The following is a 21,040-nucleotide window of genomic DNA, read 5'->3' on the forward strand; positions in this document are numbered from 1 at the left end:
CAGGCCACTGACCTGCGCGAGCCCGGTCAATCCCACCGGCACCCGGTGGCGCATCGCGTAGTTCGGGTACTCGGCCGAGAACTTCTCCACGAAGTACGGCCGCTCCGGACGCGGCCCGACCACGCTCATCTCCCCTCGCAGGATGTTCCAGAGCTGAGGCAACTCGTCCAACGACGTCCGGCGCATGAACCGCCCGATCGGTCCGACCCGCTGGTCGTGGGCGATGGACCAGTTCGTCTGCGACTCGTGCTCGTCCACCGGGCGCATCGAGCGGAACTTGAGTACCTGGAACGGCTTGCCGTAGCGGCCGATGCGCTCCTGACGGAACAAGACGCCCCGGCCGCCGTCCAACAGCGTCGCGATCACGCAGAGCAGCAGCAACGGGCTCAGCACGATCAACGCCAGCGCGGCGAACGCGACATCCGAGGCGCGCTTGATGGCCCATCGTGGGCCGGTGAACGTGATGTCTCCGATCTGCACGATCGGGATTGCGCCGACATGGTCGGGGTAACGGCCGTGGGTGCGAGAGCCCCAGAGGCGGGGCACCGCCCAGAGGTCGCAGCTCGCGCTGACCGGGTGAAGCAGATATTCGATCAGCGCCGACTCAGGACAGTCGGAATCGGCGATGACGAGGACCTCACAGTCCAGCAGCCGGACGAGATGCTCCAGGTCGTCGAGGGTGCGACGAGCGGAAGTCCGCTGACGTCCTGCCGGGACGCCGCGTCGACGCAGCCGACGAACCGCAGCCCGTACCGGGTAACGGCGGAGCAGCCGGGCCAGTTCCCCGGCGATCGGACCGCTGCCGATGATGATGGCATTGTGCTCCAGCCAGCGGCGCTTACGCGCGGCGATGATGAGCGCCCGGGTGCAGGTCCGACCCACGATCACCAGGCCCGCCGAGAGCGCGACGTCGTGCATGAACCGCTGACGTACGGCACGAGTCGTGGCGGTAGGCCGCGATGATGGCCACCACCGCGCCGCAGGCCAGCAGCCGCCCGCAGATGCCCGGCAGTTCGTCCAGGATGCTCAGGTGGCGGCGGGCCCGATAGAGCCCTCCGGCCGCGAAGACGGCCATGGCGAGGCCGGCGTTGGTCAGCGTGCCACGCCAGTAGTTCTGGCTCAGCAACAGGGGAGCCAGCAGTGCGGCGAGGTCGACGGGAAACGGTCAGCATCCAGGCCCGGAGCCGGCGCGTCCGCTTCGAGGTTCGGGAACTGGCGTACGGCAGCACCGCGGTCGTGTCCAGACCGATCCGCGCCGGAGCGGTGACCGCGGCCTCGCCGGCCAGTTGCCCGGCGGGGAACACGGCGAGTATCCCCTCGTCGTCGTCGGCCGCGTCGGGCGGCGATGCCGCGATGGGTCCTGCTTCCTCAAGCTGCGTCGCGGTCGCAGCCGGGTCCCTCGTCGCCGAGTGCCCTGACATTGTCGATCCTCCCCCGTGACCGCCCGGTCCGCGCATGACGCGGGCTCCGGGCGATCGCAGGATACGAGCGACTCCGCCGCGCCGCCAGAGCCGGCCCGACAGAGCGAGTTCCTACTTTCCGGCGGAAGTGATCTCCGGAACCGAGTCGCGGCGGACCGCGTCGAACAGCTCCTTGGCCCTCGCGGTGTCCGCGAACACCACGCTCTCGCTGCCGACCCGGCCAGTTCCCTTCACCGGGCAGGTGTAGAAGCCGAGATTGCCGCTGCGCAGGTGGCGCATCTCCATCGCGAGATCCACAAGAGACATCGACTTGTCCACCGCGACGGAGCTGGCCGTGGCCCGTACGAACGAGTTCAGCTTGGTGGGGCTGCTCAGCGTGCCGCCGGAGGCGGCCTTGTCGAGGATCGCCTTGATCACCTGCTGCTGGTGCTTGATCCGGGTGAAGTCGCCGTTGGCGAAGGCGTAGCGCTCCCGGGCGTAGTCCAGCGCGGCGGCCCCGTCCATCGTCTGCCGGCCCTTGACGAACTCCCGGCGGCCGTCCGGGTTGAGCGAGTGCCTCGACGTGAAGCTCTGCTCCACGTCGATCTCGATGCCGCCCAGGGCGTCGACGATCTCCTTGAAGCCGGAGAAGTCGACCATCGCCACGTGATCGATGCGGACGCCGGTGAACTTCTCCACGGTCTGCACCATCAGCGGCACGCCGCCCCACGCGTACGCTGCGTTGATCTTGGCGTCCCGGCCGCCCCGACCCTCCTTCGACCGGGGGATCGGCGTCCAGGTGTCCCGAGGGATCGAGATGAGCTGGGCACTCTGCCGGTCCTTGGGCAGGTGGACCAGGATGATGGTGTCGCTGCGGGACCCCCCGGTGTTCTCCGGGTCGCGGGAGTCACTGCCCAGGATCATGATGTTCATCGCGCCCTTGGCCACCACCTGGGGGCGGGACTCCTCGGGCACGTTCTCGAACGCGTCCACCCGGTCGATGGAGGAGTTGACCGAGCGGTAGTACAGCCCTCCGGCGAGGACGCCGCCGCCGGCGAGCAGCACCACCACCAGCAGCACGATCAGGGCGATACGCCGACCCCGGCGACGACGCGGAGCCGGGGTGGACGGCTGCTCGGCACCGTCCGAATCCACTCCAGATGCTGGGGTGGGCGCTTCGTGGTCCGCGAGCTGCTGACGATCCGACATGTGCGCGATGCTACTGACTCGCTCTCCGACACGGTGACCCTCGTCCGGCGAGCCGGTCGGTAGCTGGAAACTTTTCCTGTCGGTCACCGCCCGGAACTGGTACAACCGCACTCGTGGACGCAACGAAGCTCCGTCGGGCCATCGCCCGTACCCCGCTGGCGCCGGTCGCCGCCTTTCCGAAGCGGCTGGCCAAGGTCGCCCGGTACGACAGCCGGGTGCTGGGCACCTCAGCCCGCTGGCTGTTCACCTCGCGGGAGCATCACAACTACACGTACGACCTGACCAAGCTGAGCCGACAGCATCTGGCCTGGTTCGTCAGCGTCGCCTGCGACGTGCCGGTCGGGCAGGTGCGGGGTTGGTTCGCCGAACTGGAGGCCGACGAGACGCTGCGCGGGCACATCGAGGCCGCCACCGCCGCCTCGGCCCGGCGCGGCCTGGCCGACCGGCAGGTCCGCTACGCCCGCCGGATCGGCTGGTACGCGATGGTCCGCGCCCGCCGGCCCGCACACGTCGTCGAGACCGGCGTGGACAAGGGGCTCGGCAGCTGCGTCCTGGCCGCCGCGTTGCTGCGCAACACCGCCGAGGGGCACCCCGGTCGGCTCACCTCGCTCGACATCAACCCCGAGGCCGGCTATCTCGCCCGGGCCACCCCGTGGGCCGACGTGGTCGACCTGGTCATCGGCGACTCGATCGCCTCGATCCGCGCGCTGGACCGCCCGGTCGACATCTTCCTGCACGACAGCGACCACAGCCGGGGACACGAGAAGAGAGAGTTCGACGCGGTCGAGGCGAAGCTCGCCCCGGGGGCGCTGCTGCTCACCGACAACGTCACCATCACCAACGTGCTCGCCGAGCACGCCGAGCGGACCGGCCGGCGCTTCCTCGCCTACCGGGAGACCCCGGCCGGGCACTGGTATCCGGGTGACGGCATCGGCGTGGCCTGGTAAGCAGGACTCCTGCGGCCGTCTTAGCTTTCGCTTAGCCCGCTTGTCCGGCGGCGGGCAGATCCGGCAGCATCGACCGGCGTGACCGCCGGCAGCGCTCCCAGCGCCCCACCCTCGCCCGTCGACGCCGCCCGGCCCGCGCGACGCGGTCCGGGACGCCGCCGGGCCGCTGCCCACCCACGCCGCTGGTTGGCCGCCGGCGGCATCGCGCTCGCCGCCCTGCTCGGGGTGGCCCTCGCCGTACGCGGCGGCGCCGCCCCCGCCTGCGCCGCGCCGCCCGGCGCGCTCGCCGGGCCGCCGCTCGGTGGCACCGTCCACAGCGGGAAGGCGACCTTCTACGACTCGAAGGGCGCCGGCGGCAACTGCTCCCGGCCGGCCGCGCCCGCCGACCGGCGCTACGTCGCCCTCGGCCCCACCGAGTACGCGGCCGGCGCGGCCTGCGGCGGCTTCCTCGACGTCACCGGCCCGAAGGGCACCGTCCGGGTCCTCGTCATGGACCAGTGCCCGGAGTGCGAATCCGGCCACCTCGACCTCTCCGCCGAGGCGTTCGCGCGGATCGCCGACCCGGTGCAGGGCGTGGTCAAGGTCAGCTACCGCGCGGTGGTGGATCCGCCGCTGCCCGGCCCGCTCACCTTCCGGATCAAGGAGGGCGCGTCGCAGTGGTGGTTCGCCGTCCTCGTCGGTGACCACGGCAACCCCCTGCGCTCCGTCGAGGTACGGCAGGGCGGCAGTTGGCGCGCGACGGTCCGCCAGGACTACAACTACTGGCTCATCGACTCCGGCGCCGGGCCCGGGCCGTACACCATCCGGGTCACCGACGTGTACGGCCACCGCGTCACCGCCACCGGGGTCCGGATGCTCCCCGGCCAGGTGCAGCGCAGCAGCGTGCGGATGTACGGCGGGGCCGGCGCCACCCCGTCCCGGTCGGCGACGCCGTCCCGTACGCCGTCCGCCCGGCCGACCCCGCGGCCGTCCGCCTCGGCCAGCGCGTCGGTGGCCCCGACCACCGGCGCGGCCGTGCTGGACGCGGCCGCCGCCCCACCGTCCCTCGACGTGACGCCCGCCGCCTGTGGCTGACGGCGCGCGCGGCCACCTGCCGTCCGAGCCCGACGGCCGGCACGCCCGGCGGGCGGTGGGTCAGGCCACGGCGCGACCGGTCAGGTCGAGCCACATGAAGATCTCGTCCCGGTCGTCGCCGGGAGCCAGGCGTAGCGCGGCGGGCAGCCGCCCGACCTCCCGATAGCCGAGCCGGCCGTAGAACGCGCCCAGGCCCTGGCCGCCCCGGACCGTCACGTGCAGCGCCTCCAGGCCCAGTTCCCGCCCGATCCGCTCGGCCTCGCGCATCAGCGCCGCCCCGTACCCACGGCCCTGGGTGTCCGGGTGGACCATCACCCGCTTGAGCACCCGCCAGTGCGCCTGTAGGTGGAACCGGTTGTCGGCGATGACCAGGAAGGCGACCGGCCGATCGCCCTCGTAGCCGACCAGCAGCCGGTCCAGTCCGTCGCCGAGGCCGGCGAAGGTCTGCTCGGCGACGGGCCGGACCTCGGCCGCGGTGACCGGTGCGACGAAGCCGACCGCGCCGCCGGCGTTGGTGACGTCCACCCACAGGGCGAGGATCTGTTCGCGCAGCTCAGGAGTGAGGGCGGGATCGAGGACGAAGCGCAGTTTCACGCCCGCCATCCTGCGTGAACGACGCCGCCCGAAGCTGCCTTCGTGACCTTCACGACAGTGCTGCTGGTGCGGGAGAGGGGAGTCGAACCCCCACGTCCTTTCGGACACGGGCTCCTAAGGCCCGCGCGCCTGCCTGTTACGCCACTCCCGCAGACCCGCTGAGTCTAGTGCGTCGCGCCCGTGCGGTGGTGAGGCCGGCCTCCCGCAATATCAGCGGCACCGTCCGGCGGCTGACTGCGACAGCCTCAGTCCAGGCCGAGTTCGCGGCGCAGCTTGGCGACGTGACCGGTGGCCCGGACGTTGTAGAGCGCCCGTTCGATCTTTCCGTCCTCGTCGATGACGAAGGTCGAGCGGATCACCCCGGTCACCGTCCGGCCGTACATCTGCTTCTCGCCGTACGCGCCGTACGCGTTCAGCACCGCCTTGTCGGTGTCGGCGACCAGCGGGAAGGTGATGGCGTCCCGGTCGCGGAACTTGGCCAGCTTCTGTGGCTTGTCGGGGGAGATGCCCACCACCGTGTAGCCGGCGGCCTGGAGCGAGGCGAGCGAGTCGCGGAAGTCGCAGGCCTGCTTGGTGCAGCCGGGCGTCATGGCGGCCGGGTACGCGTACAGGATGACCTTGCGGCCGCGCAGGTCGGCCAGGGAGAGGGTCCCGTCGCTGTCGGTCGGGAGGGTGAACTCGGGGGCGGGGTCGCCGGGGTTGAGGCGGTCGGTCATGGCGCAGACGATACCGCCGCAGTGCCGCCGGGCGGCGGTGACGACGCGCCGCCGCGTGATGATCACCATGGCTTGTTGCAAGGGATTGGCAACAGTGGTCGGCCACAAATAAGCTCACCGGTGACGGCGTGGACCACCCCGCCGCGCCTCGGGAGGTGGAGTGGAAACCCTGGCGATGCACATCTCGAACGGGATCATCGACGGTCCCGTGGCCGCGATCTTCGCGGGGCTCGCGCTCGCCGTGCTCACCCTCTGCGTGCTGCGCGGGCGTCGTGACCTCGACGATCGGCTGGCACCGATGGCCGGTCTGGTGGCCGCGTTCATCTTCGCCGTGCAGATGCTCAACTTCCCGATCGTCACCGCCGGTGTCAGCGGCCACCTGCTCGGCGGCGCCCTGGCCGCGCTGCTGGTCGGCCCGTGGGTCGGCGCGCTCTGCGTCGCCGTGGTCCTGGTCGTGCAGGCCCTGGTCTTCGGCGACGGTGGCGTGGCCATGCTCGGCCTCAACATCACCAACATGGCGATCATCGGCACCGCCGCCGCGTACCTGCTGATCGCGCTGCTGCTGCGGGTGCTGCCGCGTACCTCGGGCGGTCTCGCCGTGACCGCCTTCGTCTCCGCGCTGGTCAGCGTGCTGGTCGCCAGCCAGGGCTTCGTCCTGGAGTACTGGCTGGGCGGCACCACCGACCTGGGCGGCAACCTGACCGGGCTGGCCGGCACGGTGGCCGGCTTCCACCTGCTGATCGGCATCGGCGAGGGCCTGATCACCGCGACCACCGTGGTCACCGTCGCCAAGGTCCGCCCCGACCTGGTGTACGCGCTGCGGGCCCTGAAGCCGGCCACGCCGGCTTCCGCCGTCCCGGTCGCCGGAGGTGCCCGATGAGCAAGCGTCCCTGGCCCTTCGTCCTCGGCGGCCTGCTGGTCGCCCTGCTGCTCGCCGGCGTGGTCAGCAACTACGCCTCGCCACACCCCGACGGGCTCGACTCGTCGCTGCTCAAGGGCTGCACGGTGAACGCCGACGACGAGATCACCGGCGGCAGCTGCCCGGCCCAGCAGGCGAAGCAGCACGAGCTGGGCGACAGCCCGCTGGCCGACTACGGCGTCCGCGGCGTGACGAACGGCTTCCTCTCCACCGGCCTCTCCGGGGTGATCGGCGTGCTGCTCACCTTCGCCCTGGGCGGCGGCCTGTTCTGGCTGACCCGCCGACGCGGCGCCGGCCCGGACGCCAGGCCGGACACCCCCGACGGCACCGGTGCGGCGCCAGGCACGGCCCGCGCCAACTCGGCCGGCTGAGGGGTACGCGTCCATGGGTGCCGGGCACGCGCACGTGCTCTACCGCGAGTCCACCTCCCCGGTGCACCGCCTCGCGCCCGAGGTGAAGATCGCCGCGATGGTGCTCCTCACCGTCGTGGTGGTCGCCACCCCCCGGGCGGCGTACTGGGCCTTCGCCGGGTACGCCCTGCTGGTCGCCGCCGTGGCGGCGCTGGCCCGGGTCGGACCCGGCTGGCTGCTCAGCCGGGCGCTGATCGAGCTGCCGTTCGTGCTCTTCGCGTTCGCGCTGCCGTTTCTCGGCACCGGGGAGCGGGTCGAGGTGGCCGGGCTGAGCCTGTCCCTGGACGGCCTGCACGGCGCGTGGAACATCCTGGCCAAGGGCACCCTCGGCGTACTGGCGTCGCTCCTGCTGGCGGCGACCACGACGACGCGGGACCTGATCGTCGGCCTGGACCGGCTGCGCTGCCCGCAGTTGCTCACCCAGATCGCCACCTTCATGCTGCGCTACCTGGAGGTGCTGGTGGGCGAGGCCCGACGGATGCGGGTCGCCCGGGTGTCCCGGGGCGACGATCCCCGCTTCCTGTGGCAGCTGCGCGGCTTCGCCGCGGGCGTCGGCGCGCTCTTCCTGCGTGCCTTCGAGCGTGGCGAGCGGGTCTACCTCGCGATGGTCTCCCGGGGCTACACCGGGCGGATGCCGGCGGTCTGGCAGGGCGCGGGCGCGGCCACCGCCGGGCAGTGGGCGGCCGCCGCGACCGTGCCGCTGGCCGCGGCCACCATCGCCGCCGTCGCGGTCGTCCTGACATGATCGGGGACGTGCCGACACCTGCCTCCCTGGACGTACGCAGCGTCCGGTACGCGTACCCGGACGGTCACGTCGCCCTGCACGGGGTGGACCTGACCGTGCCGCGCGGCGACCGGGTCGCCCTGCTCGGGCCGAACGGCGCGGGCAAGACCACCCTGGTGCTGCACCTCAACGGCATCCTCACCCCGACCGAGGGCACGGTCAGCGTCGGCGGCCTGACGGTCAGCCGGGACCGGGACACCCTGGCCGAGATCCGGCGCCGGGTGGGCATCGTCTTCCAGGACCCGGACGACCAGCTCTTCCTGCCCACCGTCGCCGAGGACGTCGCGTTCGGGCCGGCCAACCTCGGGCTGCGCGGGGCGGAGCTGGCCGCCCGGGTCGACGAGGCCCTCACCGCCGTCGGGATGGGCGAGCACCGGGACCGGGCACCCCACCACCTCTCCTTCGGCCAGCGTCGCCGGGTGGCGGTGGCCACCGTGCTCGCCATGCATCCGGAGATCCTGGTCCTCGACGAGCCGTCGTCCAACCTCGACCCGGCGGCCCGGCGGGAACTGGCCGAGATCCTGCGCACCCTGCCGGTGACCCTGCTGATGGTCACCCACGACCTGCCGTACGCGGCGGAGCTCTGCGACCGGTCGGTGATCCTGGACGCCGGCCGGGTGGTCGCCGACGCCCCGACCGTGGACGTCCTCACCGACGAGCCCCTGCTGGCCCGCCACCGCCTCGAACTTCCCTACGGCTTCGACCCCCGCACCGCCGCCCGCCGCTGACCGCCCCCGAGAGTGGGGCGCTCCTCAGCGAGGCGCGGACGTCGCGGGGGCGGGGTGGCGCGGGCGAGGCGGGCGGCGGTGTGCAGGCGCAGGACGCCGGCGGCGACCGCACCGGCCCCGGAGGCCAGCACCAACACCACCGTGACCCGGGCCAGGACCGCCGGCCCGGCCACCGGGACCACCGAGCGGGACAGCACGGCCAGGTTCCCCAGCCCGGCGAAGAGGGTCAGACAGGCCCCGGCCAGGGCGAGCGTGAAGTCGGCGGCCCCCCGGCGGGCCAGCGCGTAGCCGCCGGCGGCGACCGCGCCGAGCCCGGTGAGCAGCGTCCAGACCTGCGCGCCGAGCAGCCCGAGCAGCACCCCGCCCACGCCCTCGGCGCCGGCGTCGAGCACCCGGCCCACGGTGAACGTCACCGTGGCCGCGCCGCCGAGGGCGAGCAGGGCGCCGACCGCGCGCAACGCGCGTACCCCCGGTGCCGTGCCGCCCGGGACCAGTCCGGCCGCGCCGATGACCAGGAAGCCGAGCGTGGCGGCCACCCACCAGGGGTACGCGTCCGGCGGCGGCAGCCAGTCCAGGGTGCCGCGTACCTCGATCGTCTGGTCGCCGGCGCGCAACGGCACCACCCAGTCGCGGATCCGCTGCTGCCGGGTCGGATCGGCGCTCACCCGCGGCGGCGGCGTCGACTCCAGCCAGAGTGTCCGCTGGTCGTGCCACTGGGCCGACGGACCGTCGGCGACCCGCCGCCACTCCGGCGGGGCCGCCGGGTCGGCCTCCGGCGGCAGTTGGGTGTCGCCCGCGATGGTCCGGTTCAGGTACGTGGCGGGGGAGCGGGTGTTCTCGTACACCCCGCCGGGGCCGATCCGTAGGTACGGCTCCCCGGAGTAGCCCATCACCTCGACGTCCCGCCCGGTGCGGTTGGTCAGCTCCAGGCGGGCCCCCGCCTCGACCATCCGGGCGGTGAGCCCGGGCCGGGCGGGGCCGATCGCGGTGACCTCGGCCCGGTAGTCGGTGCCGTCGGGGGCGTCCGCGCCGTGCGCGGCGGCCGGCGTGGCGAGGGCGAGGAGGGCGGCGAGCGCGGCGGTGACCACCAGCCCCGCCCGCCGCAGCGGTGCCAGGGTCACTTGCCGGCCGCCGCCACCGCTGCCTTGATCCCCTCGGGGGTGCGCTCCGTGTCCTGGAGCACCCTGCCGTTGACCTTGATGGTCGGGGTGCTGACGACGCCCGACCGGCTGGCGTCGTCGGTGACGTGCGCGGTCCACGACTTGTACTTGCCGTCCTTCACGCAGGAGCTGAAGGCGTCCCGGCTCACCCCGACGCTCGCGCCGATGTCGATCAGCTCGGCGTCGCTCAGCCCGGCGCTGTTCTCCGGCGGCTGCTTCGCGAAGAGGGCGTCGGTGAACTCCTTGAACCGCGCGCCGTCGGCGGCGCAGCCGGAGGCGGCCGAGGCGCGGGTGGAGTACTCGGTGCTGGAGAACCGGTTGAGGAAGGCGACCGGGTGGAAGACCACCCGCACCTTGTTCTCGTTGATCAGCTCGGTGATGGTCGAGCCGCTGGTGTCCTGGAAGTTCTTGCAGGCCGGGCAGAGGTAGTCCTCGTACTGGTCGACGGTGACCGGGCCGTTGCCGAGGACGATGCCGGTGCCCTCGTGGTTGGCGTTGGGCGGGGCGGTGTAGGTCTTCGACTTCTGGCTGGAGAAGACCGCCCAGCCGATCAGCCCGGCGATCACCAGCACCGCCGCCGCGCCGATCGAGGTCCAGATCGTCCGGGTCCGCCGCTTCTCTCGCGCGATCTGCTCGCGGACCACCTGGGCCGCCTTCTTCTGGCCCTTGCGACTACTCATCCTCGCCCTCCTCGGGTGCCTTGCCCGCCAGCCAGCCGTCCAGCGCGAACGGGGTGCGGGGCCAGATCAGCAGGAACCCGGCCAGTACCAGGAATCCCAGGTCCCGGAGGATCTCCGGGAGGTAGCTCGGGGCCTGGCCGGCGGCGAGCTGGCCGCCGCTGCCGAAGCACCCGCAGTCGATGGCCAGGCCACGGGCCCAGGCGGAGGCGATGCCGGCGATGAAGACCACCAGCAGCGCCGCGGAGACGCCGGCGACCAGTCGGGTGGCCAGCCCGACGATCAGGAGTACGCCGAGCGCCAGCTCCACGAACGGCAGCGCGGCACCGATGACGGTGGCCAGGTCGTACGGCATCACCTGGTAGGCGTTGACCGCCCGGCCGGAGGCGGCCAGGTCGCCGATTTTGCTGGCGCCGGCGAACAACCAGACGGCGGCCAGGCCGAGCCGGGCGGCGGCGCCGAGCCAGGGGCGGAGGACGGCCCAGCGGCCGGGCCGGGCACTCGATGCGGTCACGGTCATTGGTCGCCCCGGATCCGAGAGAAGTTCCACCGTCACCCGGCCAGCGCGTCGTCGACGGCGTCGATCAGCTCGTCGCGGGCCCGGGCGACGCGGGAACGGATGGTGCCCACCGGCACCCCCTCCACCGCCGCGGCCTCCGCGTACGACAGGCCGAGCAACTGGGTGAGCACGAACGCGCCGCGCCGTTCGGCGGGGAGCCGGCGGACCAGGTCGCTGGCGCCGAGCTGCCCGGCCGGGTCGGGGTACGGCCGGTCGGTGGCGGCCTGCGCGGCGAGGCGTTCCCCGAGCCGCCGTCGGCGTACCACCGTCCGCAGGTGGTCGGCGCAGGCCCGCCGGGCGATGCCGAGCAGCCAGGTACGCGCGCTGGAGCGCCCCTCGAACCCGGGCAGCGCCCGGAACGCCCGCAGGTACGTCTCCTGGGTCAGGTCGTCGGCGCTGTCCGGATCGATCAGGGCCGCGGCGAAACGCCACACCTCGGCCTGGGTGGCCCGGACGAAGGCGGCCTGCGCCGCCGGGTCGCCGTCACGGGCGGCCAGCGCCCATCGTGTCGCGGGATCCCGCGCAGCGTCGTACCCTGCCGGACCGGGGCCGGCGGAGGCGTCGCGCGGGGCGGGGATCACGACAGACGAGGTTACGCGGCGGATCTGGGTCGAGCAGGGTCCTTCGGCCCTTTCTATGGTCCCGCCCACGTCGGGAACTTTTTCCGCCCGCCCTCCGACTACCCCCTCATGACGTGCGACGACGTACGCGAGGCGCGGTGGGCGCGGCTGGACGGCGAGCACGCGCCGGCCCCGGCCCGGGACGGGGCCACGGCCACCCGGCGGCCCCTCGTCACGGCCCGCGGATGAACCAGGCTCGCCGATCCCGGGTCGCGTCGGGAAGCATGATGGTCATGACTCCTGCCGTACGCCGCCGGCCCGGGGCCGCCGCCGACCGTCGCCGGGCCGCCCGGTGGGGGACCCTGGCCGGCCTGCTGGTCACCCTCGTCGCCCTGCTGCTCGCCCCCGCCACCCCGGCCAGCGCCCACGCGGTGCTGGTGAGCACCAGCCCGACCGCCTCCGCCGTGGTGCCGAACGCGCCGGCCGAGGTGGTGCTGACCTTCAGCGAGGGGGTACGCAAGGTCCCCGGCAAGATCCGGGTGATCGCTCCCGACGGCTCCCGGGCCGACCGGGGTGAGCCGACGTTCAACGGCACGGTGGTGACCATCCCGGTCGACCCCTCCGGCGCGCGCGGCACCTACCTGGTGAGCTACCGGGTGATCTCCGCCGACAGCCATCCGGTCTCCGGTGCGTTCACCTACTCGGTCGGCGCACCCTCGACGCCGCCCACCGACTCCGGTACGGACAACCGCGCGAACCCGGTGGTGGAGAACGCGGTGAAGGTGGTCAAGTTCGCCGGCTACCTGGGCCTGCTGCTGCTGGTCGGCCCGGCCCTGGTGCTGGCCGCGCTCTGGCCGCGCCGGCTGTCCCGGCGCGGGCCGGCCCGGCTGGCCTGGTCGGGGCTGGGCCTGCTGGTCGTCGCCACCCTCGCCGAGCTGTGGCTGCAGGTGCCCTACACCGCCGGTGGCGGGCTGTTCGAGGTGACCGGCTCCGGCCTCGGTGACGTGCTGGGCAGCGCGTACGGCACGGCGCACCTGGTCCGGCTCGGTCTGCTCGCCGCTGCGGCGTTCCTGCTCCGGCCGCTCTTCGCCGGGCCGGTCGGCCGCACCGACGGGATCATCCTGGGCATCCTCGGCGGGGCGACGCTGTTCACCTGGCCGCTGGCCGGCCACCCGGCCGCCTCGCCCGCCCCGGCGGTCTCGGTGGTGGTGGACGCGGTGCACCTGGGCAGCATGGCCGTCTGGCTGGGCGGCCTGGTGATGCTCGCGACCTTCCTGCTGCGCCGGGCCGACGAGCGGGAGCTGGACGCGATCCTGCCGATCTGGTCCCGCTGGGCGACCCTGGCGGTGGCCGCGCTGCTGCTTGCCGGCACCGTGCAGGCGTTGATCGAGGTGGCCACCCCGGCGGCCCTGGTCGACACCACGTACGGGCGGTTGCTGCTCGCCAAGATCGGGCTGTTCGCGCTGGTGATCGGGGTGGCGGCGTATTCTAGGGCGCTGGTGCGGCGGCGCACCGCCGCCGGCCGGCCGGGGTCGATGCGCCGGGCGGTGGTGGCCGAGCTGGCGATCACCGCGGTGGTGCTCGGTGTCACGGCCAACCTGGTACAGACCACCCCGGCCCGTACCGCCGCCGCCAATGTCGCCGGTTCGTCCGCCGGCTACTTCTCCAGCACCTTGACCAGCCCGATCTACTCGCTCCAGGTGGAGCTGGACCCGGCCGAACGCGGCAACAACTCGATCCACCTCTACGCGTACACCCCGGACAACCGGCCGCAGCCGGTGAAGGAGTGGAAGGCCACCGCGGCGCTGCCGTCGGCCGGGATCGAGCCGATCGAGATCCCGCTGCTGGGGCTGACCGACAACCACGCCTACGGAGAGATCAGCCTCCCCGCGGCGGGGCAGTGGCAGCTCCGCTTCACCCTCCGCACGACCGAGATCGACCAGGCCACGGTGACCGCCACCGTGCCGATCAAGTAGTGGAAGGCTTCGCACCCATGATCCGTCTCCGGCGTTCCGCCGCCGTCGCCACGCTCACCATGGCCGCCGTCGCCACGGCGCTGCTCGGCCTGGCCGGGCCGGCCTCGGCGCACGTCACGATCAACCCGAAGGAGGCCGACCAGGGCGGCTACGGCCGTTTCGCCTTCCGGGTGCCGAACGAGAGCGACACGGCGTCGACGGTCAAGGTCGAGGTGGTGCTGCCGGAGAACGCGCCGGTCGGCTCGGTCTCGACCATGCCGGTCCCCGGCTGGACGGTGCAGGTGGAGAAGCGCAAGGTCGACCCGCCGGTCGAGGTGCACGGCAGCCAGCTCACCGAGGCGGTGTCCAAGCTGACCTGGACCGCGCCCGCGAACGCCGGGGTCAAGCCGGGCGAGTTCCAGGAGTTCCCGGTGTCGATGGGGCCGCTGCCGCAGGTGGACCAGATGGTGTTCAAGGTGCTCCAGACGTACTCCGACGGCGACGTGTCCCGCTGGATCGAGGAGCCGACGCCGGGCGGGGAGGAGCCGGAGAACCCGGCCCCGGTGCTCACCCTGACCGCCGCGTCGGCGTCCGCGGCGCCGGCCGCGAACGCCCCGACGGGCTCCCCGGTCGCCGAGAGCGGTGACGGCGACTCCGACGGGGGTGCCGGCACGGCCCTCGGAGTGGCCGGTCTGGTCGCCGGCCTGGCCGGTCTGGTCCTGGGCGGGCTGGCCTTCCTGCGTACCCGTCGGGAGCCCACGCCGAAGCCCTGACCAGCGCCGATGCTCGCCGGCCCGACGGATCTTCCGGCGGGCCGGTGTGCTTTCTGCGGTCCTTTGGGTGCTTGCCGTGGATATCCGGCGATTGCACGGTTTGCGTCGGTAAGGTCGGCCCGGGTAATCGGCTACCGAAGGGGACGACGCGAATGCGGTTCGTGCGAACGATCGCCGGCATGGTGCTGTTGGTGACGGGGATCCCGGCGCTGCTGGTCGGGGCCGTGCTCTGGACCGCGGCACAGCACGCCGGTCCGGACGGCGGCTTCGGCGCCCGCTTCGAGACGATCCGCACCCCCGGCCAGGCCGTCGTGGTCACCGACATCGACGACCTGCTCCGCACGGAGGCGCCCTTCGCCCGTACCGGGCTGGCCCACCTGCGGCTGACCGCGCGTACCCCCGACGGCCCGGCCTTCCTCGGCCTGGCCCCGACCGACCAGGTCGGACGCTGGCTCCGGGACGTCCCGCACGCCACGGTGAGCCGGGTCGCGCTGGCCCGCGGCCCGCTGCCGGTCCGCCTGGAACCGGCCGGCCCGGCCGCCGCCGCCGCCGACGCCGCAGTCCCGCACGACCAGGGCTTCTGGGTACGCGAGGGGACCGGCGCGCTGGAGTGGACCCCCGCCGAGCTGGCCGACCGGCCGCTGAGCCTGGTGGTGATGCGCCCGGACGGCCGCGCCGACCTGACCCTGGACCTGCGCGCCGAGGCGTGGGCCGGCTGGCTCCCCGGTACGGCGTGGGCGCTGCTCGCCGGTGGGGTGCTGCTCTTGGTCCTCGCCGTGATGCTGCTGCTGCGCCCGGTCCGCCCGCGCGAGGTGGTCTTCGTGGTCGACCCCGACCAGGTCCCGGTGCTCGCCGGGCGGCTCGGGGTCACCTCGCTCAGCGGGCTGGGCAGCCGCGAGGAGCCGTGCGGCGTACCCGAGCGGCAACTGGTCTCCGTCGGGGCGGGGTCACCCGCCGGGCGGCCCCGGCCGGCGCTCGGACCGGTGCCGAGCCGGCGCCCGGAGACCCTCGCGGACCTGCCGGCCGGCCCGGACTGGTCCTGGCCGCCCGCCTCGGCTCCCGAGACGCCCCGACCGGTGGACGGCCCCGCCGACGCCTGACGATCCCCGCCCGGCAACGGCGGGTGGCCCCCCGCGCTGCCGACGCGGAGGGCCACCGTCACCGGGGGAATTCGGTGCTACCTGGGAGAAAATTGAGGTAGTTGGGAGCAGATTAGCGCCGAACCTCCGCCGGACGCGAGGTCTGTCCATTTGGTGCAAGTTTCAGGGTGTGGCGCGGTGCTCCGCCCGATCCGGTCGGCGTGCCGGCAGCGTCACCAGCAAGAGCAGGCTGAGCAGCACGTACGCGTTGCGGGCGACGAACTCGCCGACGGTGTCCGTATGCGTCGGAGCGACCCCCCAGTCCAGGAAGGTGACCACCCCGTAGATGCTCACGAAGCCGGTGCCGACCGCCAGCGTGAACAGCCAGCGGCGCCGCCGGGCACCCCGCACCGTGTCCCGCCGCTCGTCCAGGCCGGCGTCGACCAGCACCACCACCGCCGGGATGAACCAGTAGAGGTGATGGGTCCAGGTGATCGGGCTGAACAGCCCGCCGACCAGGCCGGTCAGGGTGAGTCCGGCGAGGGCGTCGCCGGCCCGGGCGACGCGGGCGGCCCGCCACAGCCCGTACCCGGCGGCCACGACGATCAGCAGCAGCCAGGCCAGCTGACTCGGCTTCTCCGGGGCGGTGAACCGGCTGAGCAGGCCGAACAACGACTGGTTGCCGGTGTAGTCGGTGCGGCCCACCCGGTCGGTCGCCCACAGCTCGTGGGTCCAGAACCGCCACGAGTCCCATGGTGCGACCGCCGCGGCCAGCAGGGTGGCCGCCGCCGCGGTCGCCGAGGCGACCACCGCCGCCCGCCAGCGCCGGGTGGCCAGCAGATAGAGGATGAAGATGCCGGGAAAGAGCTTGAGCGCCGTCGCCAGCCCCACCCCGACCCCGGCCCAGCCCCGCTCCCCGGGTACGGCGAAGAGCAGGTCCGCCAGGATCAGCACCACCAGCAGCATGTTGATCTGACCGAAGGTGATGGTCTCCCGGGTGCTCTCCGCGGCGAAAACCAGCAGGACCGCCACCGTGAGGGTGAACAGCCGGGGCAGGTTGTGCCGCCGCACCACCGGCGCCACCAGCCAATACGTCGTCACCAGCACGCCGAGCACGGTGAGCACCGTGAAGATCGTCACGGTGGCGCCGAGCGGCAACAGGGCGAACGGCCGCAGCAGCAGCGCCGCGAAGGGCGGGTAGGTGAAGTAGAGCGCGCCCTGCACCCGATCCGGCTGGACGTAGTCGTAGAGCGGGTTGCCGGCCGCCCACCAGTCCATCGCCCGCATGTAGATCTTCAGGTCGAAGAAGTCATGGCCCAGGCCAGGGTGGTAGAGCACCGGCAGCACCGCCACGAGCGCCACCACCGCGACCAGCCGACGAACCGTACGACCGCCGGGATCGTCCTCGGTGGCCGCGGGTGGCGCGACGGGTTCGGCTGGCACGCAGAAACACTAGCGGTCCACGTCGCCCGGGTGCTCCAGGCACGGGCAGGTCGGCGGCGCGTAGTCTGTTCCGGTGGCTGATCTTCTCGTCTGGATCGACTGTGAGATGACCGGGTTGGACCTCCGCCGGGACGCCCTGATCGAGGTCGCCGCGCTCGTCACCGACCCCGACCTGAACGTGCTCGGGGAGGGCGTGGATGTGGTCATCCACGCCGACGACGCGGCGCTGGACGCGATGCCGGAGATCGTCCGCACCATGCACGGCAAGTCCGGCCTCACCGAGGAGGTGCGCCGTTCCACGGTCACCCTCACCGAGGCCGAGGACATGGTGCTCGACTACGTCACCACGTACGTCAAGGACGTCCGCAGCGCGCCGCTCTGCGGCAACTCGATCGCTACCGACCGGGGCTTCATCGCCCGGGACATGCCCCGCCTCGACGGGCACCTGCACTACCGGATGATCGACGTCTCCTCGATCAAGGAGCTGTGCCGGCGCTGGTACCCCCGGGTGTACTTCGGGCAGCCGCAGAAGGGGCTGGCCCACCGGGCCCTCGCCGACATCCGGGAGAGCATCCGCGAGTTGGAGTACTACCGGCGCACCATCTTCGTCCCGCTCCCGGGCCCGGACGTGGAGAGCGCCAAGGCCATCGCCGCCCAGCTCTGAGCCCCCGCCCGAGGGCTGGCCGGAACCCGCTGGACGGGGGCGGCCCGGGTGTGGCTATTATTAGTCCGCACCCCGCCCGGTTCGACCGGCGCGGAGCGCATGGTGGCTGTAGCTCAGTTGGCAGAGCACCGGGTTGTGGTCCCGGTTGTCGTGGGTTCAATTCCCATCAGTCACCCGGTCAAGGAAGCCCCCTCCCTCGGGAGGGGGCTTCCTTCGTTGTCGGCCCGGATACGCGGAAGCCCCCTCCACCGGAGGGGGCTTCTCGCGGCCTGCCGGCCGGTCAGGCGGTCGGCGCGGTGGTGGGCCCGCCCGTGGTGTCCGGGTCCGCGCTCGGGCTGGTTTCCTCGTCCGGCTGCGCCGCCGGCTCGTACGGCAGGGCGCTGCCCTTGACGTACTCGTCCCAGCTCATGTTCCAGTCGGTCCAACCGTTGCCGTTCTGGAGCTTGCGCTCGGTGCCCTTCACCGTGATCGGATCGCCGATCCGGGTGTTGCTGAAGAGCCAGGCGCCTTCCTTCATGGAGACGTTCACGCAGCCGTGCGAGACGTTGGTCCGGCCCTGCACCCCCTCCGACCAGGGGGCCGCGTGGATGAACTCACCGCCCCAGGTGAGCCGCTGCGCGTAGTCGATGGGCTGGCGGTAGCCATCCACCGGGCCCAGTTCCTCCATGGTGTCGAAGACCGTGTGCTGCTTCTTCTCGATCACCACCATGGTGCCGCTGGACGACGGGGTGGACTTCTTGCCGAGGCTCACCGGGATCGTCTTGATCACCTTGCCGTCCTTGGTGACCGTCATCCGCTTGGTGCGGTTCTCCACGGTCATCACGAACGACGGGCCGATCTTGATGTCGACGGTCAGGTCGGAGCGGCCGTACCAGCCGTCACCGAGCGGCAGCCCGCCCGCCTGCACCCGGTACGTCACGGTGCTGTTGGCCTTCCAGAACTCTTTCGGCCGGTAGTGCACCTCGGTGGGGCTGATCCAGTGCCAGATGCCCTCCTGCGCCGAGGTCGCGGTGACCGTCATCCGGCGCTGCATGTCGTCCCGGTAGTCCTGCGGGATGGCCCGGCTGAACTTGACGATCAGCGGCATGCCCACGCCGACGACCTGGTTGTCGCCGAGGAAGCTGCTGACCCTGATCTGCTTGGCGGGCTTGGCCATGGTGGTGAAGCTGCTGGTCGCCGTCGCCGGCTTCCCGTCGTCGCCGGTCGCCGTCACGGTCGCGGTGTACGTCTGGCCGTACTCCAGGGCACCGGCCGGGAGCCAGCTCTTCCCGTCGGCCGCGAGCTTGCCCTGTACGGGCTTGCCGGCGGAGTCCTTCAGCTCGACCGTGGTCTCCTGCGCCTGCTCGGCGGTGAAGGAGATCGCGGTGGCGGCCGGCACGTCCTTGGCGTCGGCCTTGGGTTCGGTGATGGTGGCGCTCGCCTTCGGGGCGTCCTCGCCGCTCTGCCAGCTGGACGGCTTGTCGCCGTCCTTGCTGCTGCCGCCGCCGCTGGTGCAGGCGGACGTCAGCGCCATGGCGGCGGCGAGCACCGCGGCCACGACCATTCGGCGTCGGCCACCGCGCCGGGCGACGCCGGGCCGGATCAGCTCGTCCTGGCTAGCTCGCATGATTCCCTCACAGTTGTGATCCCCGATCCCATCGTCCCCTACAGACGCGCGGATACGGATACCCGTTGCTGGAAGTGAACCGAAACACCCCAACCGCCAGGTAACGATTTCGTCCGCTGCGACGCTACGTGACCGGACCCTGCGTCCGCCCTGGCCACCGGCGTGCGCCGGACGGTCCCCACCAGGCCGGGACGGCCCGTTCCGGCCCACGGTACGCCAGTTAGAAGGCCGGCTCGGCTCCGCCGTCCGGGACCGGCAGCGCGCTGCCCGCGACGAACTGCGACCAGCTCATGTTCCACGCCGTCCAGCCGTTGCCCGGTGCCAGCTTCCGCTCGGTGCCCTTGACGGTGATCGGGTCGCCGACCAGGGTCTGGCCGAACAGCCACCGCCCGTTCGCCATCGAGACGTTCACGCAGCCGTGCGAGACGTTCTGCCGGCCCTGCACCCCCTCGGACCAGGGCGCGGCGTGGATGTACTCGCCGCCCCAGGTGATTCGCTGGGCGAAGTCGATCTTCGTGACGTACCGGTTCCGCGCGTCCGGCTCGTCCCGGGTGTCGAAGACCGTCGACTCCTTCTTCTCCATCACCACCAGGGTGCCGCTGGAGGAGGGGGTGCTCTTCTTGCCGAGGCTCACCGGCAGGGTACGGATCAGCGAGCCGTTCTCGTACACGCTCATCTTTTTTGTCGCGTTGTCGACCTTCATCTCGAACGCCCGGCCGATCTTCGCGGTCGCGCTCCGGTCGACGTTGCCGTACCGGCCGTTGCTCAGCGGGATCCCGGCCAACGCCAGCCGAACGGTGATCGTGGTGCCCGTCTTCCAGTACTCCGGCGCCCGGTAGTACGCCTGGGTGCCGTTGTCGACCCAGTGCCAGGCGCCCGGCTGCGGCGGGTCGGTCTGCACGAACATCCGCTGCTGCACCGCGGCGCGGTCCTTCTTCGGGATGCCCGGCGAGAACTCGGCCACCACCGGCATCGCCACGCCGTACGTCTTGCCGGTGAACAGGTACAGCCCCGATCCGATCATCGACTTCGGCTTGGCCATCGTGGTGAAGGTGCTGGTGCCCTCGTGGGTCCGGCCGTCCGTACCGGTGCCGCTGACCGTGGCGGTGTAGCGGGTGGCGTACTTCAGCGGGGCGGACGGCACCCAGGACGAGCCGTCGCGGCGCATCCGGCCCTGGACCGCCGTGCCGTTCGCGGCGGTGAGGACGACCTTCGACACCGTCCCGCCGCCGGGGATCGTCGCGCTGATCTCGCTGCTGACCGGTCGGCGGTCCGAGCCGTCGGCCGGGTTCACCCGCAGCGGCTGGACGTCCGGCTGCGCCGGCTCGCCCGTCGAGCCGTCCGTGGTGGCGGCGGGCGTGGTGGCGGACGCGCTGTCGGCCGGGTCGGCCTGCTGCCCGCCGGCCACGAACGCCGGCTTCTTCTGGTCGTCCCCGCACCCGGTCAGTGCCAGTGACGCAGTGAGGACCAGGACGCCCATCATCGCCCCGGCCCGCGCGAACCTGCCCATCCCCACCCCGTTCTCGCGTGCCTGGCGCACATCGTGCCGTATCACCGCCATGGCTCCGGGCCCTTCGTCCCGGCGGCAGGGTGATTTGGGGGGTTTTGCCGGCTAAGCTCGACCGAAGAGGGGAGCCGGGGATCGGATTGGAACCCGGGTCAGGGGCCGTGCTAGTGTTCTCCCCGTTGCCAGCGAGCGCCGCTAGCTCAACTGGCAGAGCAGCGGACTCTTAATCCGCGGGTTCGGGGTTCGAGTCCCTGGCGGCGCACCAGCAGTAACACG

19 protein-coding genes, 3 tRNA genes and 2 pseudogenes are annotated in these 21,040 nt (G+C 72.5%); 12 read left to right on the forward strand and 12 right to left on the reverse strand.

Going from position 1 to position 21,040, the window contains the following annotated elements:
• Nucleotides 1–66: 66 nt before the first annotated feature.
• Both GA0070621_RS29715 and GA0070621_RS00010 read right to left on the reverse strand, forming a co-directional pair.
• Nucleotides 67–918: pseudogene (locus tag GA0070621_RS29715) on the reverse strand (sugar transferase); the annotation flags it as partial.
• Nucleotides 919–1,532: 614 nt separating this feature from the next.
• Nucleotides 1,533–2,609: an LCP family protein gene (locus GA0070621_RS00010; protein WP_091190036.1), complete on the reverse strand. Its 1,077-nt coding sequence runs from the start codon at nt 2,607–2,609 to the stop codon at nt 1,533–1,535.
• Between the two features lie 113 nt (nt 2,610–2,722).
• Between GA0070621_RS00010 and GA0070621_RS00015 the strand changes: the two genes are divergently transcribed.
• Entirely contained in the window at nt 2,723–3,556 is an 834-nt protein-coding gene (locus GA0070621_RS00015) for a class I SAM-dependent methyltransferase (protein ID WP_091190040.1), read from the forward strand.
• Between the two features lie 78 nt (nt 3,557–3,634).
• Nucleotides 3,635–4,630, forward strand: coding sequence for an expansin EXLX1 family cellulose-binding protein (locus tag GA0070621_RS00020; protein ID WP_091190043.1), 996 nt, complete (start codon nt 3,635–3,637; stop codon nt 4,628–4,630).
• 60 nt (nt 4,631–4,690) lie between these two features.
• Here GA0070621_RS00020 and GA0070621_RS00025 read toward each other — a convergent pair whose 3' ends face one another.
• From GA0070621_RS00025 to bcp, 3 genes are all read right to left on the reverse strand, one after another.
• Entirely contained in the window at nt 4,691–5,224 is a 534-nt protein-coding gene (locus tag GA0070621_RS00025; RefSeq protein WP_091201792.1) for a GNAT family N-acetyltransferase, read from the reverse strand.
• A 64-nt stretch (nt 5,225–5,288) separates the two neighbouring features.
• Nucleotides 5,289–5,375: transfer RNA gene (locus tag GA0070621_RS00030), tRNA-Leu, on the reverse strand.
• A gap of 94 nt (nt 5,376–5,469) precedes the next feature.
• On the reverse strand, nt 5,470–5,940 hold the full coding sequence (bcp, locus tag GA0070621_RS00035; RefSeq protein ID WP_091201794.1) for a thioredoxin-dependent thiol peroxidase: 471 nt from the start codon (nt 5,938–5,940) through the stop codon (nt 5,470–5,472).
• 160 nt (nt 5,941–6,100) lie between these two features.
• On the opposite strand from bcp, the gene GA0070621_RS00040 reads away from it, so the two are divergent.
• From GA0070621_RS00040 to GA0070621_RS00055, 4 genes are read left to right on the forward strand one after another with little or no spacing between them, the layout of a single operon-like run.
• The gene (locus GA0070621_RS00040; protein WP_091190047.1) at nt 6,101–6,820 is read left to right on the forward strand and encodes an energy-coupling factor ABC transporter permease; all 720 of its coding nucleotides are present in this window, start codon (nt 6,101–6,103) and stop codon (nt 6,818–6,820) included.
• On the forward strand, nt 6,817–7,230 hold the full coding sequence (locus tag GA0070621_RS00045; RefSeq protein ID WP_091190050.1) for a PDGLE domain-containing protein: 414 nt from the start codon (nt 6,817–6,819) through the stop codon (nt 7,228–7,230). The genes GA0070621_RS00040 and GA0070621_RS00045 overlap by 4 nt, the downstream gene beginning before the upstream one ends.
• Nucleotides 7,231–7,243: 13 nt before the next feature.
• A complete protein-coding gene (gene cbiQ, locus GA0070621_RS00050; RefSeq protein ID WP_091190054.1) occupies nt 7,244–8,014 on the forward strand; it encodes a cobalt ECF transporter T component CbiQ in 771 nt (256 codons plus the stop codon).
• Complete coding sequence (locus GA0070621_RS00055; RefSeq protein WP_091190057.1) at nt 8,011–8,781, forward strand: energy-coupling factor ABC transporter ATP-binding protein; 771 nt, start codon at nt 8,011–8,013, stop codon at nt 8,779–8,781. Before cbiQ ends, GA0070621_RS00055 begins: the two co-directional genes overlap by 4 nt.
• Here GA0070621_RS00055 and GA0070621_RS00060 read toward each other — a convergent pair.
• Genes GA0070621_RS00060 through GA0070621_RS00075 form a run of 4 tightly spaced genes read right to left on the reverse strand, consistent with a single transcriptional unit; the run spans nt 8,745 to nt 11,758 of the window.
• Nucleotides 8,745–9,902: a hypothetical protein gene (locus tag GA0070621_RS00060; protein ID WP_167666443.1), complete on the reverse strand. Its 1,158-nt coding sequence runs from the start codon at nt 9,900–9,902 to the stop codon at nt 8,745–8,747. The genes GA0070621_RS00055 and GA0070621_RS00060 overlap by 37 nt on opposite strands.
• Nucleotides 9,899–10,621 carry a DsbA family protein gene (locus GA0070621_RS00065; protein ID WP_091190059.1) on the reverse strand — a complete coding sequence of 241 codons (723 nt, stop codon included), beginning with the start codon at nt 10,619–10,621 and terminating at the stop codon, nt 9,899–9,901. Before GA0070621_RS00065 ends, GA0070621_RS00060 begins: the two co-directional genes overlap by 4 nt.
• The gene (locus GA0070621_RS00070; protein WP_091190062.1) at nt 10,614–11,138 is read right to left on the reverse strand and encodes a MauE/DoxX family redox-associated membrane protein; all 525 of its coding nucleotides are present in this window, start codon (nt 11,136–11,138) and stop codon (nt 10,614–10,616) included. The genes GA0070621_RS00065 and GA0070621_RS00070 overlap by 8 nt, the downstream gene beginning before the upstream one ends.
• 32 nt (nt 11,139–11,170) lie before the next feature.
• On the reverse strand, nt 11,171–11,758 hold the full coding sequence (locus tag GA0070621_RS00075) for a sigma-70 family RNA polymerase sigma factor (protein ID WP_091190064.1): 588 nt from the start codon (nt 11,756–11,758) through the stop codon (nt 11,171–11,173).
• Between the two features lie 272 nt (nt 11,759–12,030).
• Here GA0070621_RS00075 and GA0070621_RS00080 point away from each other — a divergent pair, with 272 nt between their 5' ends.
• The 3 genes and pseudogenes from GA0070621_RS00080 to GA0070621_RS30610 form a co-directional block, all read left to right on the forward strand.
• Nucleotides 12,031–13,713, forward strand: coding sequence for a copper resistance CopC/CopD family protein (locus GA0070621_RS00080; RefSeq protein ID WP_091201796.1), 1,683 nt, complete (start codon nt 12,031–12,033; stop codon nt 13,711–13,713).
• 17 nt (nt 13,714–13,730) lie between these two features.
• Nucleotides 13,731–14,465, forward strand: coding sequence for a YcnI family copper-binding membrane protein (locus GA0070621_RS00085; RefSeq protein WP_091190068.1), 735 nt, complete (start codon nt 13,731–13,733; stop codon nt 14,463–14,465).
• A 674-nt stretch (nt 14,466–15,139) separates the two neighbouring features.
• Nucleotides 15,140–15,565: pseudogene (locus GA0070621_RS30610) on the forward strand (hypothetical protein); the annotation flags it as partial.
• 162 nt (nt 15,566–15,727) lie between these two features.
• Here GA0070621_RS30610 and GA0070621_RS00095 read toward each other — a convergent pair.
• The gene (locus tag GA0070621_RS00095) at nt 15,728–16,987 is read right to left on the reverse strand and encodes a glycosyltransferase family 87 protein (protein WP_091190075.1); all 1,260 of its coding nucleotides are present in this window, start codon (nt 16,985–16,987) and stop codon (nt 15,728–15,730) included.
• A 73-nt stretch (nt 16,988–17,060) separates the two neighbouring features.
• Here GA0070621_RS00095 and orn point away from each other — a divergent pair, with 73 nt between their 5' ends.
• Both orn and GA0070621_RS00105 read left to right on the forward strand, forming a co-directional pair.
• Nucleotides 17,061–17,651, forward strand: coding sequence for an oligoribonuclease (gene orn / locus GA0070621_RS00100; RefSeq protein ID WP_091190077.1), 591 nt, complete (start codon nt 17,061–17,063; stop codon nt 17,649–17,651).
• A 102-nt stretch (nt 17,652–17,753) separates the two neighbouring features.
• Nucleotides 17,754–17,826, forward strand: a tRNA-His gene (locus GA0070621_RS00105).
• A gap of 105 nt (nt 17,827–17,931) precedes the next feature.
• On the opposite strand, the gene GA0070621_RS00110 is transcribed toward GA0070621_RS00105, so the two are convergent.
• Both GA0070621_RS00110 and GA0070621_RS00115 read right to left on the reverse strand, forming a co-directional pair.
• Nucleotides 17,932–19,257 carry a L,D-transpeptidase gene (locus GA0070621_RS00110; protein ID WP_091190082.1) on the reverse strand — a complete coding sequence of 442 codons (1,326 nt, stop codon included), beginning with the start codon at nt 19,255–19,257 and terminating at the stop codon, nt 17,932–17,934.
• A 220-nt stretch (nt 19,258–19,477) separates the two neighbouring features.
• Entirely contained in the window at nt 19,478–20,767 is a 1,290-nt protein-coding gene (locus tag GA0070621_RS00115) for a L,D-transpeptidase (RefSeq protein WP_091190086.1), read from the reverse strand.
• Between the two features lie 186 nt (nt 20,768–20,953).
• On the opposite strand from GA0070621_RS00115, the gene GA0070621_RS00120 reads away from it, so the two are divergent.
• Nucleotides 20,954–21,029 (forward strand) — tRNA-Lys (locus GA0070621_RS00120).
• The last annotated feature ends 11 nt before the right edge of the window (nt 21,030–21,040 follow it).

Source organism: Micromonospora narathiwatensis (assembly GCF_900089605.1).
GTDB classification, from domain to species: domain Bacteria; phylum Actinomycetota; class Actinomycetes; order Mycobacteriales; family Micromonosporaceae; genus Micromonospora; species Micromonospora narathiwatensis.